This is a genomic window from Tumebacillus permanentifrigoris, from assembly GCF_003148565.1.
Classification (GTDB): domain Bacteria; phylum Bacillota; class Bacilli; order Tumebacillales; family Tumebacillaceae; genus Tumebacillus; species Tumebacillus permanentifrigoris.
In genome coordinates this window covers 13,942-28,810 of record NZ_QGGL01000012.1, presented here as the reverse complement: position 1 = coordinate 28,810, position 14,869 = coordinate 13,942, and the positions used below count along the sequence as shown (strand labels likewise).

Here is a 14,869-nt window from a genome sequence, read left to right as displayed (position 1 = left end):
AATCTAAATAAGTGAATGTGAGGGATTGCGAAATGGGGAAGAAGAGACATCGCAAGGGCCTGGCGCAAGTGCTTTCCGCCACTTTAGCTGTCACCACGACGGTCGGCATGGTGCCGGTTGTATCCGCAGAAACCACAACACCGTCGAACTCGCCAGAAACGAGCGCGACGCTGGCACCTAACGTGGAGGCGCAGAGCGTTCAAGCAGCCTCTACACCGGAATTGGATGCTGTAAACGCAGCAGCCACTGCTGCCGACCTGCGTGCAGCGCTTGAAAATGTAAGTCTTGGTCTGGACCTGACGCTCTATAGTGGCCTGGCAGACAGCTACAAAACGCAAGTCGCATCCTCTGTGTTGAGCGCGCGCCCAGGTGGTGGCTACGCAACCGCAGGCGATGTACAAGCAGCGCTTGATACTGCCGTCACGAAAGCTCATGCGGTGCTGAACGACCTGGCAGCACTGACGATCGGCTACGCGGGTAGCGACTCGCTGACTAGCGTTACAACAAATGTCAGCCTCCCTGTCACCGGCCCGAATGGTTCGACGGTCTCTTGGAGTTCCGATCAACCGGGCATCCTCGATGCGATGGGCAACGTGAACCGCCCGGCGTACCTCACGGGTGATGTGACGGTGCAATTGACGGCGACCGTGACCGACAGCCCAGTGACTTCGAGCAAAACGTTTTTGGTCAAAGTCATCAAGCAAGCGGAGACCGATGCAGAAGCGGTCAGCAACGCGAAAAGCAACCTGAGCCTCGGCTTTGCAGCAGGGGATTCGGCATCGGGGATCATCTCGAATCTGACGTTGCCAGGTACGGGCTTGGACAGCACGACCGTCTCTTGGTCTTCCTCGAACCCGGCCGTGCTCGCAGCAGACGGGACAGTGGCTCGTCCGGCGTACCTGTCCGGTAACCAGACGGTAACACTGACGGCGACGATCACCAAGAACGGCGCGACCGAAACCAAACAATTTGTGGTGGTGGTCACGAAAATGCCGGAGACCGACGCCGAAGCTGTCACCAACGCGAAGCAGTTGCTTGAGATCACGTATGCAGGTGGAGAATCTGCGACGGGGGTAACCAGCAATCTGATGCTGGCAACCAGTGGAGCCGATGGCACGACCGTCTCGTGGACATCCTCCGATCTCGCAATCGTTGCAGCGGACGGCACTGTCAACCGACCTGCTTTTTCAGACGGTGACAAACCGATTCACTTGACCGCGACGATCACGAAGAACGGCAGCACCGACACCAAGGTGTTCGTGATCGATGTCCTCAAGGCTCCGCAAACCGCAGCAGAGGCGGTCAACAATGCCAAAACAGCGCTGGACATCGGCTACCAAGGGGCTGATTCGCAGACCGCTGTCACCCAGAACCTTACGCTCAGCACGACGGGTGCCGATGGGACTGCCGTTTCGTGGTCGTCCTCCAATCCGGGACTGGTCGCGTCGAATGGTGCGGTAAACCGACCGGCATTTGCTTCAGGGGATGCGATCGTCACGCTGACGGCGACGATCTCCAAGGGCGGCTCTTCGACAACGAAGTCGTTCCTCGTCCAAGTGTTAAAGCAGACGGCAACGGATGCGGACACGGCAACCGCTGATGCGAACGCACTCTCGCTTACCTACTCCCCAGGCGATTCTGCCGCAACCGTGCGCAACGGGTTGATTCTTCCTACCACCGGTCCGAATGGTTCGACGGTCACTTGGTCGTCCGACACTCCAGCGACGGTGGCTAACAACGGCAATGTAACTCGACCGGGCGATTCCATGTCCGATGTATTTGTCACGTTGACCGCGACGGTCACTTACAATGCCGGCAGCGCGACCAAAACGTTTGTCGTCAAAGTCCTGCATGAGCAAGACACCGAGGCGGTTGCCAATGCGAAAGCAGCGCTACAAGTCGGCTATGCAGGCGGTGACAATTCTTCCTCGGTTACAGCGAATCTGACGCTTCCGACGAGCGGTGTAGACGGGACGACGATCAGTTGGGCATCTACTGACCTGTCCGTGAATGCCACTACAGGTGTCGTCATCCGACCGCCTTACCTGGCGGGCGACCAACCTGTCACGTTGACCGCTACGATCACACGCGGTGTTGCAATCGATACTCAAACCTACAATCTGGTCGTAACCAAGCTTCCAGAAACGGACGCAGAAGCGGTTTCTGTTGCAAAAGCTGCCCTGACAGTTGGCTACGGTGGCGTGGACACGAACGCCAGCGTTACCCAAAACCTCACGTTGGCTACGACTGGTGCCGATGGCACGACGGTTTCCTGGTCTTCCACTGACACGGCTTATGTCGCTACTGATGGTACGGTAACCCGCCCAACGTATGTACAAGGGCCCCAATCGATCACGCTCACAGCGACGATCACGCGTGGGGGTGCAACGGATACCCAGACCTTCAACTTGACCCTGCCGGCTCTGGCACAGACCGATGCTGAGGCAGTGGCATCTGCCAAAGCGGCCTTGGCCATTGGCTATGCAGGCGCTGATACTTCTGCAAGCGTCACCAGTAGCCTTACGCTGGACACGACGGGTACAGATGGTACGACCATCACATGGTCTTCGAATAACCTCGCTGTTGTTGCAGTTGATGGGACCGTAACGCCTCCGGCCTACCTGACGGGCGATCAAACGGTGACCTTGACGGCAACGATCGTCAAAAACGGCGCGTCCGATACCAAAACATTCACGGTGACCGTGATGAAATCGGCGGAAACAGATGCGGAAGCGGTAAGTGTGGCGAAGGCTGCGCTGGACGTTACGTATGGCGGTGGCGACTCGGCAACGGGTGTTACGCAAAATGTCACCCTGTCACCAACCGGTGCTGACGGTACCACCGTCACCTGGGCATCTGATATGCCGGGCGTTATCGCAACAGACGGGACCGTGATCCGCCCGGCTTATCTGAGCGGTGACAAAACCGTCACGCTGACAGCTACAATCAGCAAAAACGGAACCTCCGACACCAAATCGTTCACGCTGACCGTCAAAACACAGACGGAGACAGACACCGAAGCCGTATCCGTGGCGAAGACCGCCCTGGCCGTTGGCTATGCAGGTAGCGATTCGTCCTCGTCCGTCACGCAAAACCTGTCCCTGATTTCTACAGGTGCGGACGGTACGACTGTGACGTGGAGCAGTTCTGACCTAACCTATCTCGCAACGAATGGTGATGTTACTCGACCGGCCTATCTGGTTGGGGATCAGACCATTACGCTGACTGCGACCATCACAAAAGGCGGTAGTACCGACACCAAGACCTTCACGGTCACGATCACCGCACTCGGGGAGACGGATGCTGAAGCCGTATCCGTCGCCAAAGCAGCCCTGACCGTCGGGTACGGAGCAGGGGATTCAGCAGCAAACGTAACCCAAGGTCTCACGCTGCCAACCACTGGCTCAGACGGCACGAGCATCTCCTGGTCGTCTTCGGACACGATGTTTGTTGCCAATGATGGTACAGTGACCAACCCGACCTATGTGCAAGGACCCCAAGTCGTCACATTGACCGCGACGATTACGCGCGGTGGAGCGAGCGATACGCAAGTGTACACCCTCACCCTGCCAGCCAACACAGAAACGGATGCAGAAGCCGTTTCGCTCGCGAAGGCAGCACTGAACGTTGTGTACACGGGCGCAGATTCTGCCACAGGTGTCACCCAAGCTCTGGGACTCCCGACATCGGGTCTTGATGGAACAACCGTCAGCTGGTCGTCCTCCAACCCGGCCGTTGTGGCTGCCGATGGTACGGTAAACAGCCCGGCCTACTTGACGGGCGATGTGACCGTCACCCTCACGGCGACGATCGACAAAAACGGTGTCACCGACACCAAAACATTTACCGTCACCGTCACCAAATTGGCTGAAACAGATGCGGAAGCCGTTTCTGTCGCCAAAGCGGCTGTGGCAGTGGGCTACTCGGGGGCTGATACCTCCGCGGCAATTACGCAGAACGTGACCCTCAACACCAGTGGCTTGGATGGCACGACTGTCGCATGGTCGAGTTCCAACCCTGCGGTTGTGGCAGCAGATGGTACCGTCACTCGCCCAGTCTACCTGACCGGTGACCAAACGGTCACGCTGACCGCAACGATTTCACGCGGTGGAGCCACCGACACACAGTCATTCACCGTCACCGTCGTCAAACAAGCGGAGACGGATGCGGAAGCTGTCGCATCTGCCAAAGCAGTGCTCGCAGTCGGCTATCACCGTGGTGACACAGCCGGTAGCGTGATGTATGATCTCACCCTGCCGACGACCAGCGTCGACGGCACGATGGTTTCATGGATGTCTTCTGATCCGGTCGTCGTCATGGCGAACGGCACGATCAACCGCCCGGATTGGAGTTCTGGCAATGCCAACGTGGTCTTGACCGCGACGATCAGCAAAAATGGGGTCACGGATACCCAAACGTTCGCGGTTACTGTGGAAGCGATCACGGAGAGCGACGCACTTGCCGATGCACAAGGCTTGCTGGATGTGAACTATGCATCAGGCGACAGTGCGATGGGTGTGACACAGAGCTTGACGTTGCCGACTACAGGTGCACATGGCACCACGGTCACTTGGTCTTCCTCTGACGCAGCACTTGTCGATGCGGCTGGTCTGGTCCATCGACCCGCGTATCTCTCGGGAGATCAACTGGTTGAACTGACCGCGACGATCGACAAAAATGGCACTACGGTGACCAAGACCTTCCTGATGCGCGTGGTTCGACTGGCAGAAACGGATGGAGAAGCTGTCCTGAACGCGAAGATGGCGCTGGACCTCGGATACACAGCAGGCGACACAGCCGTTGGGGTTACGCAGATGCTGACGCTCCCGAGCACAGGACTTGACACCACCAACATCAGTTGGTCGTCTGACAAGCCTGCGGTGATCGACGCAACGACTGGAGCGGTCACTCGCCCGGCGTACAATGCAGAGGACGAGGTGGTCGTTCTGACCGCGACGATTCAACGCGGCGGGAATTCCGTGACCAAGCAGTTTGTCCTGAAAGTTCTGAAGAACATTGAGACAGATGCTCAGGCTGTCGCAAGTGCAAAAGCGGTGCTCGAGCCGGGCTTTGCGATGAACGATTCGGCAACGATGGTTACGCAAAATATCACCCTGTCGGCTGTAGGTGTCGATGGAACCGATGTGGCTTGGTCCTCCAGCAACCCGGCGGTCGTCAGTTCGATGGGCGTTGTCACTCGTCCGTTGCCAGGCGCTGGCGATGCGACGATCACGCTAACTGCGACCATTACCAAGAACGGCACGACCGACACCAAGACGTTCACGGTCATCGTCCTCCAACAACAACAAACGGCGCTCAATCCGTCGCAGATCAGCGTCTTCAACCACCCGAACGGTACTCCTGACTCCGTACAGGTCACCAATGTCCAAGCGGGCGATGTGATCAAAGTCTACTCGGCTGCGACTGGTGGTGTGTTGCTGGGTCAAACGACAGCAACGGGTTCCACAGCGGTCGTCACGATCGCGGAACTGGGATCGGCGGCAGGGACTGTCTATGTAACCATTACCAGCTCCGGCCTGCTGGAGAGCAACCGCGTCGCCAAAGTCTACGCATCCGATATCGCGAGCCCGTACATGATTACCAACGGGACACTGATGAAGGTGAGCGGTGGATTGAAAGCAACCGTTACAGTCGCTCCGACGCTAGGTGCGCTCCCGGTTGGGGGCTCCAAATATGTCCTGTTTGAACTGATGAAGGGGATCACACCGGTCAGCATCTCCACCGTGCTCTACAACGGTCAGAGTGCAGTCGACATGTCGATGCTGTTCAGCGTCACCGGCTCTGACTACACCGTCAAAGTCTACATCGTCGACAGCATGGACGGCACCTTCACGAATATCGGGAACAGTTTGGCGGACGCGGTCACTCTCACAGTGGCTCCGGCTATCCAGCCATAACGGGAGAGGGAGATGGGATTGACAATGAAAACGAAATGGCTAGCGATCCTCTCTGCTATCGCGCTGCTCGCACCTGCGGGCGGCGTGTACGCGGCGACGAACGGTACGCATGTCACCTTACACGATGTGCTGGTGAAACATCCGGGTGAAAACATTACGATTACGGGAACGAGCAGTTACTCGGTCTTGCTGATGAAAGTCGTGAAACCGGATGGGACGCTCCTCTACTTTGACCAAACGAAACCAACGGGTGGCAACTACTCCCTTACGTTTGCACTCCCTGTGGATGCAGCAACAGGTGTTTACCACATCGTGACGGGTCAAAACAACGATGTAGCGGTTGACGACTTCGAGGTCACGCCTGACCCCACCCAAGGTGGCGGTGGAGGCGGAGGCGGTGGAATTCCAGGTGGTGGCGGTGGCAACAAGCCACCTTCCGACATCCTGGACATTCCGACCGACATGATGCAGGTCAAGACCACGACCAACAGCGACAAGCAGAAAGTCCTCGATATCACGCTGGTCGATAGCAAGCTATCTGATTTGATTGATGCTGATGGTTCTGGGAAAAAAGTCATCAATATCAAAGTTGCAGAAGCTGGGGACGTCGTACACATGAATTTGACGGTCGACGCGGTCCACAAGCTGGACAACAAAGCGCCGGAGTCCACGTTCCAAGTGACGACATCGCTCGGTACGATCAGCCTGCCGACCAATGCGCTCAGAAAAGCGCTCGACGGATTGCAACTTCCCGTTGAGAACAAGGTGCAGGTCACGCTGACAAAAGTTCTGCCAAGCGAGGAAGATCTTGTCAAGCAGACGATCCACAACCACGGTGGCGAGCAAGCGAGCACTCCGGTCGACTTCCTCGTTCAAGCCGTGCTTGCAGACGGCCAAACAGTCGATGTGCAGGATCTGGCTGCGTATGTCTCCCATACGCTGAACCTGTCAGCAGCAGTGGGACAAGTTGACAACAACAACCTCGCAGGTCTGTATGTCGACGCCAGCCGTAACTTCGTCTACCCGATGCCGACGCTGTTCACCGTCGCTGGGGGTCAAAAGCAAGGAAGCATCCTGCGCAAAGGGAACTCGGTCTACGCATTGGCGACCAATCACAAATCCTTTGCAGATGTGACTTCTGATCACTATGCGAAGACCAGCATCGAACGCCTCGCGAACAAACTGGTGATCAACGGCTATGAGGACAGTTCCTTCCGTCCTGCGGGCCACGTCACCCGCGCCGAGTTCGTGACCTTGTTGGTACGCTCGCTGGGCATCCTGCCTGCTTCTGAGCTGACGGGCAATGCGCAATTCCGCGACGTCTCGGCAGACGAATGGTACGCGGGTTCGATCCAAGCGGCCGTACAAGCCGGGCTTGTCAAAGGCTTCGAGGACAAAACCTTCCGGCCGAACCTCGAAATCTCGCGCCAAGAAATGGTTCAGATGATGGTGAATGGTCTGCGCAGCGTCGACCCGAAGCAAAAGCTCAGCGCGGCTGAAGTCGACACAACCCTGCGTCTGTTCCCGGATGCAAGCTCGATCGAAGGCTGGGCTGCAGAAGCGGTAGCCATCGCGGTTCGCGCTGGCATCGTGCATGGGATGGAAGACCAAACTTTCGCCCCCCAAGGCACAGCAGATCGTGCCCAGAGCGCCGTCGTTTTGGACAAGATGATGCAATCCCTGCATTTTATCAACGAGTAAACGGTAAAAACGCCCCGTTCCGAGAGGAGGGGGCGTTTTTTTTGACAAATCATGTCGGAAAGTATTATATCTGATTTATCTGAAAACTATTACTATTTATGTTGTTCTGTTTTATACTAGAGATGTAGCCGTGACCATTTCCCTGGAGGTGTTCCCGATGTCCCAAGAGCAAGAGCAGGTACTGCGCCACCCGATCTTTGGACACACGCTTGCGAATTGCGAATTGCCGCACCATCAGTACGCGCTTTCGTTGAAAGGGCCTCTCGTACACGTTAGAGCGGTAGTCAAGCACGTCGACCCGGACAAGCTAGAAAAAGGGGTTGGTCACATGCATTTCGTGATTGATCACATCGAAGTGCTCACCATCAAAGGGGCGGACAAGTCGCTGGTACTGCCAGAAGCTTTCTGCGCCGTGCGATTTGGGGACAAGCTGGGTCTCAAAAAGCATATCGAAGGTCTCGAACCAGGGCAACCGATCGAACTGCAAGGTGAGTACATCGACAAAAACCATGCCTATCCCAGCCCCGACAACCCAGGGGACGCGGTGTTGCACTTCACGCATCATCCGGTGGGCTATGTGCTGTATCACGGCAAACGCTATGAATAAGGAAGTTCAAGGGAGCGACGTGAGTCTGCTCCCTTTTTTGTGGATATTGTGGGTAACCGCTGTGGATAATGTGGATAAACCCTGTGCATAAACATTGTTATTCACAGGTAAAGGAAACACAAAAAAGGAACGCCACCGCGTGCGGGTGTGTTCCTTTTCTAATCGTTAGGATGTTAGATGCCAACCAAGTCGCGAACGACCACGCTGGAGAGGATCAAGCCTGCAACAGAAGGAACGAACGCGATGGAAGCGGGCGGGTTCTTCGCTTTGCGCGGAGCTTCGCCTTCTTTCACCGCTTGCGGGACGATCTGTTCGGTGATGTCCTCACGCGGTTTGCGCGGGTTTTCCAGCGAGCAGACGACTTTGACACCCTTGTAGATGCCGTAGTCCTTCAGTTTGCGACGCATGATCTTGGCGATCGGGTCGATGCTGGTCTTGGAGATGTCCATGACGCGGAACATCGTCGGGTCGATCTTGTTGGCGGCGCCCATCGAGGAGACGACGGGGATGCCGCGCTTGTGACATTCGACGACGGCGAGGATCTTCGCGGAGATCGTGTCGATCGCGTCGACGACATAGTCCGGGTTGTATGCAAAAATCGAATCCTTCGTCTCCGGCAGATAGAAGATCTTCAACGGGACGACGTCGATCTCCGGGTTGATCTGCTTGACGCGCTCGGCCATCAGTTCGACCTTGTCCATGCCGACAGTGTGTGTCAGAGCCGGAATCTGGCGGTTGATGTTGGTGATGTCGACGTCATCCTTGTCCACGAGCACGAGACGACCGACACCACAACGCGCCAATGATTCCACGGTGTAGGAGCCCACGCCGCCCATGCCGAGCACGACGACGGTACTGCCTTTCAACTTCTCCAAGCCCTCCGGCCCGATGACCAATTCCGTTCGAGAATACCGATGCAAAGCCATATGGTTCGAAACCCCTTTAGTTCATAATATCTCTAGATTCTCCAGTCATCATAACATAATTCATAGTACTTGTGCTAAAATGGGTGGCAGTTAAAAGCCAGCTGAGAGGAGCCGATTTCTTGTGTTTGAAATGACGAAAATCCAAGGCGACAAAGCCGCCTTTTACCAAGAAGTAAACACCCAACTGCACCACTTGCTCGAAGGCGAAACGGACTGGATCGCCAACCTCGCCAACGCGGCGAGTTTGCTGTACATGCAGATGGAGAGCATCAATTGGTCGGGCTTCTATCTATACCGTGACGAGCAACTGATCCTCGGGCCGTTTATGGGCAACGCCATATGTCCAATACACGCAAATTTAGCGGAAAGACACATTGAGAATGTCGATTTGTCTACGCATCTTCTTATGTTGTGTGATTGGGGTATCGACGTGCATCTTGTCAATGAGTAACCCAAGAGCGGACTTCTTTTCAGCGGGAGCAAGCAAATGCCACATCATTTCGAAGTTCTGTAATGCCACCGCGATCTCTTCAGGTGATTTTCTTGATTGATTTGTAACGCCTTCTAGGTCAGATATTTGTCGGAGGAGTTCCTGTTCCTTATCGAGTTCCTGTTGTGTGTTCTTTCTGAGATCGTCTTTTGTAATCAGTTCATCCATATACAACTCTTGCCACTTTCGTTTCCTCGATTTGACTTTCTCCAACTCAGACTTCAATTTTTGAAGTTCCTCTTGATTCTTATCAATCTCGACTGCATCTTTGCTTGCCGCAACCTCAGAAGCAGCACTGGTTATGTCGAGACTCCTCACGTATTCCAAGAAGCAATTTTCCATAATGTCTTCATTTAGGGTAGGCAGGTCGCAGGTGCCGTTCAAGCTACCTCGACACTTATAATATTTGAATTTCTTTCCTTTGAAGGACGAGGACGTCCCTGACAACGGCGATCCGCACCTGTTGCAAATCAGTCGACCTGTAAAGAGGTAATCACTATTTACTGTTCGGGGGTGATCCCCAGTACGGGAACTGCGAAGTTCTTGAGCTTGCTCAAAGATTTCTGTAGAGATAATCGCTGGTGCTGCATTTTCTACTTCGAAGTATTGGGCGTTTGTTGTCATATTCCAACGCAAAGACCCAATGTAGATCGGGTTTTGTAGGATTTGACGAACAGTCGATCCGTGCCAAATGGACCCCGACTTCTTTGTCTTATAGCCCATCTGGTTAAGCCACCTACAGAGATTATCGTCACCCATCCCCTTCAGGTATCTATCGAATATGATTTTGACCGTAGAGGCCTCTTCTTCTTTAATCTCCAGTTTCCCGTCCTTTCCCATGCCATACCCAAAGGGAGCTACCCCGCCGTGAAACTTCCCTTCTATAACCATTTGCTCCATTCCAACGCGCACACGCTCCGCTAGATTTTCGCGCTCCCATTGTGCAAGGGCACCGATGATCGTGATGAATAGTCGTCCAATTGCAGTTGTTGTGTCGAATATTTCGGTAGCGGATTTGAAACCAACCTTGTGTTGCTCGAACAACTCGAGTAACTTGAAGAGGTCAAGGATCGAGCGAGTAAGTCGATCAAGTCTGAATACCAGGACTACAAATTCACTTTCGGGGTTCTGCTTACGGAAACCCTTCATGTCTTTGAGCATCCTTTGTAGCTCAGGGCGATTCGTATCTTTAGCTGAGATCCCTTCATCAAGGTAGAAGTCAAAGATTGTCCAACCAAGACCGTTGGCGAACTGGGATAGACGTTCCTTCTGTGCCGCTAATGAAAAGCCCTCTTTGGCCTGCTCCTCAGTTGAGACTCGAATGTAGATGGCGACATTGACTGATGTACTCATATTTTGCAGTGGCCTCCATTAGATGATTTGATTGGTAAACCAATTCTAGCATGGAGTCTCTTGTGATAGAATAGAGTTGAGTCTTCTGATGGAGATTGGTAAGAAGAGCAGAGGGTCGCCGGTGACGGCGGTCTTTTTCTTTTGTTGGGCTATTTCTCAGAAATTTGCTAATCGTGTATAATAAATAGAGAAAGTTTGTTCGGAGGAGGATGTTGATGTCTGAGCCCAAGGTGCGAAAAGGCAAAACAGCTGAACAGAAATTGGAAATTACAAAATTCAATGCAACTTTGGCGACAAATTTGATTTTCTTCCGAAACGAAAGAAAGCTAAGTCAGGATGATCTAGAAGCGCTTAGCGGAATCGCCAAAAGTAATATATCTCGTATCGAAAATTGCACGATGGCTCACAGTAGCTACGAGAAGAAGTTTAATGCAGACTTTATTAGAATGCTGGCTCAAGCTCTGAAAGTTGCACCTGATGCACTGACGGAAAGTGATTTTGACTTGCAGAAAAGACTCGATTCCCTCGAAAGTGCGGTCAAAAAATGGCCAATTCCAGAAGAGGCAATTATAGAGGCGAATGAACTTTTGGGTATGGTAGAAAATAGAGGACCGAGAGAGAGAGCCATCGCAAATTTATCACGAGGATTAATTGAGTACTCGAAATGGAGAGTATCAAGATCGCTTGATTTTTTCGAGGACGCTTACGACTACGCTACAAAATCATCGGATGAGGTCTTAATTCAAAAGGTACGTTACAATCTATCAACAGCGTTGATGGCTGGTGGTAGGTATGAGAGAGCTGAAATATTTATGCTCCAAACATACAAAGAGGCTATAAGTGAAGAAAATAAAGCTAGGTCTTTGTTGATGTTGGGTTCTTTGTATGCAAAGCGCAACCGACTAGATCGAGCCGAAAAGAAACTGAATGAGGCATTGGAAATAATACCAGATGGACCGCAGTACAATGTAATAAAGGCGCAGTGTTTGCAAAGCCTTGGGTCCGTACTTTCTAGATTAGAAAAATTTGAGGAATCAATAGAAACCACTCTCAAAGCGATCGATTTAGCCAAAGGAGCACAGGACAAACTTTCACTTATTTACGGACTAAAGGTATTGGGGGAAGTCTTTTTCGCTGGAGGCGATGCGAAAAATGGGGTAGCAGCCCTAACTGAAGCACTTTCAGAGGCGAATAAATTCGGGAGAAACTATGAGCGATTGATGATTCGTTTCTTCTTGAATTACCATGAGAATAATTACGATGATCTCAAAGAAACATTACTTTTAGAGTTAGAAAACGATGCACCACCCCACCACTTAGTGGACCAATACGAGAAAGCTTCAAATTTAGCGAGAAAACTAGGGTTTTTCGATGATGCCATCGAATATCTTATGAGAGTAAATTTGCTATTGAAGGACAGATGAGGGGGATTAAGGGGAATATGAAAAAGTTACTTGTATTATTGGGGATTGTAACACTGCTTGCGGGTGGATCGGTTGTTGAAAAGATCGCGTATGAAGTACCGCCGGGACCGCAAGTTACTAAAAGTAGCATCGCTTACGAAGTACCACCGGGACCTTTCCGGATGACAACGAACCAAACAGCTTAATCACGATTCCGAAATACTATCAAAAAGACCTCGATTTACGGGGTCTTTATTTTTTATCCCAAACCATTAAGTTGGTAATTTGGAATCTTGTATCTAGTTTATTATTTTCTATTTATTGGTGGTCGTCTGTGGTGTACTATGAGAGTACTAATTTCAGTATAGATGGCGAGGTTATAAAAGATGTTTCAAAATTTCTCCGCTAACATACAGATAAATATCCTTGAACGAATCGAAGATGATAACCTAACCTCAGATGACAAGGTGGAATTGGAACGCATTTTCTATACGCGCAAGTTCAAGGAGATCCAAACCGCATGATCATCCAACACGCAGTAGAAGCTCTTGCCTCCCGTATCGCGGAGCAGGCCCATGACGTCGATTTGACCGATCCGAACTTCGCCGTGGTCTGCATGTCACTGGCACAGATGACATGCGCCTTGAAGGACCAGTGCCCGCCTCCGCCGATGCGAGCGGCAATTTGCCCGTCGTTGAATGAGCCGACAATCCCCGTGCGATCCGGGGAGGCAAAAGAAAAAACCGCCGGTGACGCGGCGGTTTCGCATAACTCGATTATCACTCTGAAGTCTTTGCTCGATGAGATACGAGTGTCCATTGATCTTCGTCGTACTCAACTAAGTCAAGGTTCTCAAGGACCTTGCGGATTGTCTCTTTAGTAACTCTATCCGCGTGATTCAACAACTCCAGCGGCAAAGTTTTGAAGAGGACTTCATCTTTGTTTGACACTTCTCCGTTTTCAACCTTAGCAATCGCCTCGCTGATTTTTTCTAGGAACTCGCCTTTTGATTGCGAAGCGATGGAATCAGTGATTATGTTGAACTCCCAAGCGCTTAATTTCCTCATTTTTCTCACCCCCTTCAGTGGGGGATCATGCTGCCTGACGTGGTGGCCCCAAGACTCCCTGTGACGAGGGGGTCTTTTTTCTACGTACTCTCCAATCTGATGAAAACCAGGTCATGAAATAAGCCCCGGCGACGGGGCTTATGTTATGCCGGCAAGCGGCGATGTATTATTTCTGCAACTGACGGAGTTTGATAAGTCTATCCAATTCCTGTAGCGCCTCTTCCTTGCCATCAGGAGTAAATGGTTTGTCATCAACGTCAAGAATTAGGTCATTGGCTAAATCTTCTCTGATTTGTATGATCGAACGCAAACTGCGAGATTGAGCTTCGGTCATGTGCGGTACATCTGAAACGCCCAATAAATAATCAGTTGTTACTCCATAGTGTTGTGCGAGCGCTTGAAGGTGGTCATATGGTGGTTTTCGTTTCCCTTGTTCGTAGAATCCGTAGCCGCTTTCAGTTATCCCTATAAGATCAGCCACTTGCTGTTGGGTTAGTTTGTGTTTCTTCCGTTCATTTCGTAATTTATCACAAAGATTCAAGGCAGATCACCTCCAAGGGTCATTATACAACTAAGAGTTGGATTTGCGAACACAAACTACTGATTGTTGTTTTCATTGTTGACAAACAACAAGTGGTTGGGTATTATGAAAACAACAAGTAGTTGGGGGTGGTGGATTTGAGACGTGAGGCTCTCATCAACAAAAGACAGCAAAGAAGTTGGAAGCAAGGCGATGTTGTCGATGAACTCAAGCAACAATTCGGGTTGGAGATCAGCGAAAGTTATTATGGAATGATAGAGCAAGGTGTTCGTACTCCGAACCTTCAGCTAGGTATATCGATAGCGGAACTCTTTAGCGTGGACGCAAGAGAAATTTTTTTTGGCCAACAACCCAACAGTTAGATGGGGCATAAACTTGGAACCTTGTTCCAACTTTTATTCTATCAGAATTTGATAGATTTTGTGAACAACCCGGAGGTGAAAACATGAAACAACCGAGTCAAGAAGCCCTACGAAACTTGTGCAAGTTCTTCATGAACGTCGCGTTGCCACGTATGACCGAAGAACAGTTCGCGCAGATCAGCAACGTACCCTCTCAGCAAGGGCAGGTCGCATGATCGGCCGCATCGTCCGCACGTACCTCTCTGTTGTTGAGCTGGAGTTGATCGTCGCAGCCTACCACAAAGACACACCAGACAAGATCTGGTGCATCGATGAGAGTGGGGCGCTGTACATCTTCTATAAAGAGCCGGACGAGGAGAAGTTCAAGAAGCTGACGCCGACCAACAGGGCCATCCCGAAGGGTGACGTCGACAAGATCATAGCCGCCAATCACGCAAGGTGTGAGGCGAGAGCAAGAATGCGCAGGGCATGAGCAAGAGCCCGTAAAGTCGCTCCCGGACA

The 14,869-nt window shown here is 52.1% G+C and carries 12 protein-coding genes; 8 read left to right on the top strand and 4 right to left on the bottom strand.

Annotated features, from left to right (window positions below; translation table 11 throughout):
• Window positions 1–32: 32 nt before the first annotated feature.
• The 3 genes from C7459_RS14150 (at window position 33) to C7459_RS14140 (ending at window position 8,226) form a co-directional block, all read left to right on the top strand.
• On the top strand, window positions 33–5,918 hold the full coding sequence (locus C7459_RS14150; protein ID WP_109689955.1) for an immunoglobulin-like domain-containing protein: 5,886 nt from the start codon (window positions 33–35) through the stop codon (window positions 5,916–5,918).
• Between the two features lie 24 nt (window positions 5,919–5,942).
• Entirely contained in the window at window positions 5,943–7,619 is a 1,677-nt protein-coding gene (locus C7459_RS14145) for an S-layer homology domain-containing protein (protein ID WP_170119470.1), read from the top strand.
• A gap of 157 nt (window positions 7,620–7,776) precedes the next feature.
• Window positions 7,777–8,226: a hypothetical protein gene (locus C7459_RS14140; protein WP_211320399.1), complete on the top strand. Its 450-nt coding sequence runs from the start codon at window positions 7,777–7,779 to the stop codon at window positions 8,224–8,226.
• 173 nt (window positions 8,227–8,399) lie between these two features.
• Here the strand turns inward: C7459_RS14140 and C7459_RS14135 are convergent, their stop codons facing one another.
• Both C7459_RS14135 and C7459_RS14130 read right to left on the bottom strand, forming a co-directional pair.
• Entirely contained in the window at window positions 8,400–9,152 is a 753-nt protein-coding gene (locus C7459_RS14135; RefSeq protein WP_109689953.1) for a tRNA threonylcarbamoyladenosine dehydratase, read from the bottom strand.
• Between the two features lie 358 nt (window positions 9,153–9,510).
• Window positions 9,511–10,995, bottom strand: coding sequence for a recombinase family protein (locus C7459_RS14130; protein WP_109689952.1), 1,485 nt, complete (start codon window positions 10,993–10,995; stop codon window positions 9,511–9,513).
• A 215-nt stretch (window positions 10,996–11,210) separates the two neighbouring features.
• On the opposite strand from C7459_RS14130, the gene C7459_RS14125 reads away from it, so the two are divergent.
• Window positions 11,211–12,419, top strand: a complete 1,209-nt coding sequence (locus C7459_RS14125; RefSeq protein ID WP_170119469.1) for a helix-turn-helix domain-containing protein — start codon at window positions 11,211–11,213, stop codon at window positions 12,417–12,419.
• A 17-nt stretch (window positions 12,420–12,436) separates the two neighbouring features.
• Complete coding sequence (locus C7459_RS23380; RefSeq protein ID WP_170119468.1) at window positions 12,437–12,604, top strand: hypothetical protein; 168 nt, start codon at window positions 12,437–12,439, stop codon at window positions 12,602–12,604.
• Between the two features lie 573 nt (window positions 12,605–13,177).
• On the opposite strand, the gene C7459_RS14120 is transcribed toward C7459_RS23380, so the two are convergent.
• On the bottom strand, window positions 13,178–13,465 hold the full coding sequence (locus C7459_RS14120) for a hypothetical protein (RefSeq protein WP_109689950.1): 288 nt from the start codon (window positions 13,463–13,465) through the stop codon (window positions 13,178–13,180).
• Window positions 13,466–13,631: 166 nt separating this feature from the next.
• Window positions 13,632–14,006: a helix-turn-helix domain-containing protein gene (locus C7459_RS14115; RefSeq protein ID WP_109689949.1), complete on the bottom strand. Its 375-nt coding sequence runs from the start codon at window positions 14,004–14,006 to the stop codon at window positions 13,632–13,634.
• A gap of 128 nt (window positions 14,007–14,134) precedes the next feature.
• Between C7459_RS14115 and C7459_RS24175 the strand changes: the two genes are divergently transcribed.
• The 3 genes from C7459_RS24175 to C7459_RS14105 all read left to right on the top strand — a co-directional run bounded on the left by C7459_RS24175 (window position 14,135) and on the right by C7459_RS14105 (window position 14,840).
• The gene (locus tag C7459_RS24175; RefSeq protein ID WP_425450727.1) at window positions 14,135–14,368 is read left to right on the top strand and encodes a helix-turn-helix transcriptional regulator; all 234 of its coding nucleotides are present in this window, start codon (window positions 14,135–14,137) and stop codon (window positions 14,366–14,368) included.
• Window positions 14,369–14,451: 83 nt separating this feature from the next.
• On the top strand, window positions 14,452–14,583 hold the full coding sequence (locus C7459_RS24025) for a hypothetical protein (RefSeq protein WP_281272778.1): 132 nt from the start codon (window positions 14,452–14,454) through the stop codon (window positions 14,581–14,583).
• Complete coding sequence (locus C7459_RS14105; RefSeq protein ID WP_109689948.1) at window positions 14,580–14,840, top strand: hypothetical protein; 261 nt, start codon at window positions 14,580–14,582, stop codon at window positions 14,838–14,840. Before C7459_RS24025 ends, C7459_RS14105 begins: the two co-directional genes overlap by 4 nt.
• The last annotated feature ends 29 nt before the right edge of the window (window positions 14,841–14,869 follow it).

Coding starts and splice junctions, on each gene's coding strand:
- C7459_RS14135 (WP_109689953.1), bottom strand. CDS start 9,152: ATGGCTTTGCATCGGTATTCTCGAACGGAATTGGTCATCGGGCCGGAG.
- C7459_RS14145 (WP_170119470.1), top strand. CDS start 5,943: ATGAAAACGAAATGGCTAGCGATCCTCTCTGCTATCGCGCTGCTCGCA.
- C7459_RS14120 (WP_109689950.1), bottom strand. CDS start 13,465: ATGAGGAAATTAAGCGCTTGGGAGTTCAACATAATCACTGATTCCATC.
- C7459_RS14150 (WP_109689955.1), top strand. CDS start 33: ATGGGGAAGAAGAGACATCGCAAGGGCCTGGCGCAAGTGCTTTCCGCC.
- C7459_RS24025 (WP_281272778.1), top strand. CDS start 14,452: ATGAAACAACCGAGTCAAGAAGCCCTACGAAACTTGTGCAAGTTCTTC.
- C7459_RS14105 (WP_109689948.1), top strand. CDS start 14,580: ATGATCGGCCGCATCGTCCGCACGTACCTCTCTGTTGTTGAGCTGGAG.
- C7459_RS23380 (WP_170119468.1), top strand. CDS start 12,437: ATGAAAAAGTTACTTGTATTATTGGGGATTGTAACACTGCTTGCGGGT.
- C7459_RS14125 (WP_170119469.1), top strand. CDS start 11,211: ATGTCTGAGCCCAAGGTGCGAAAAGGCAAAACAGCTGAACAGAAATTG.
- C7459_RS14140 (WP_211320399.1), top strand. CDS start 7,777: ATGTCCCAAGAGCAAGAGCAGGTACTGCGCCACCCGATCTTTGGACAC.
- C7459_RS14130 (WP_109689952.1), bottom strand. CDS start 10,995: ATGAGTACATCAGTCAATGTCGCCATCTACATTCGAGTCTCAACTGAG.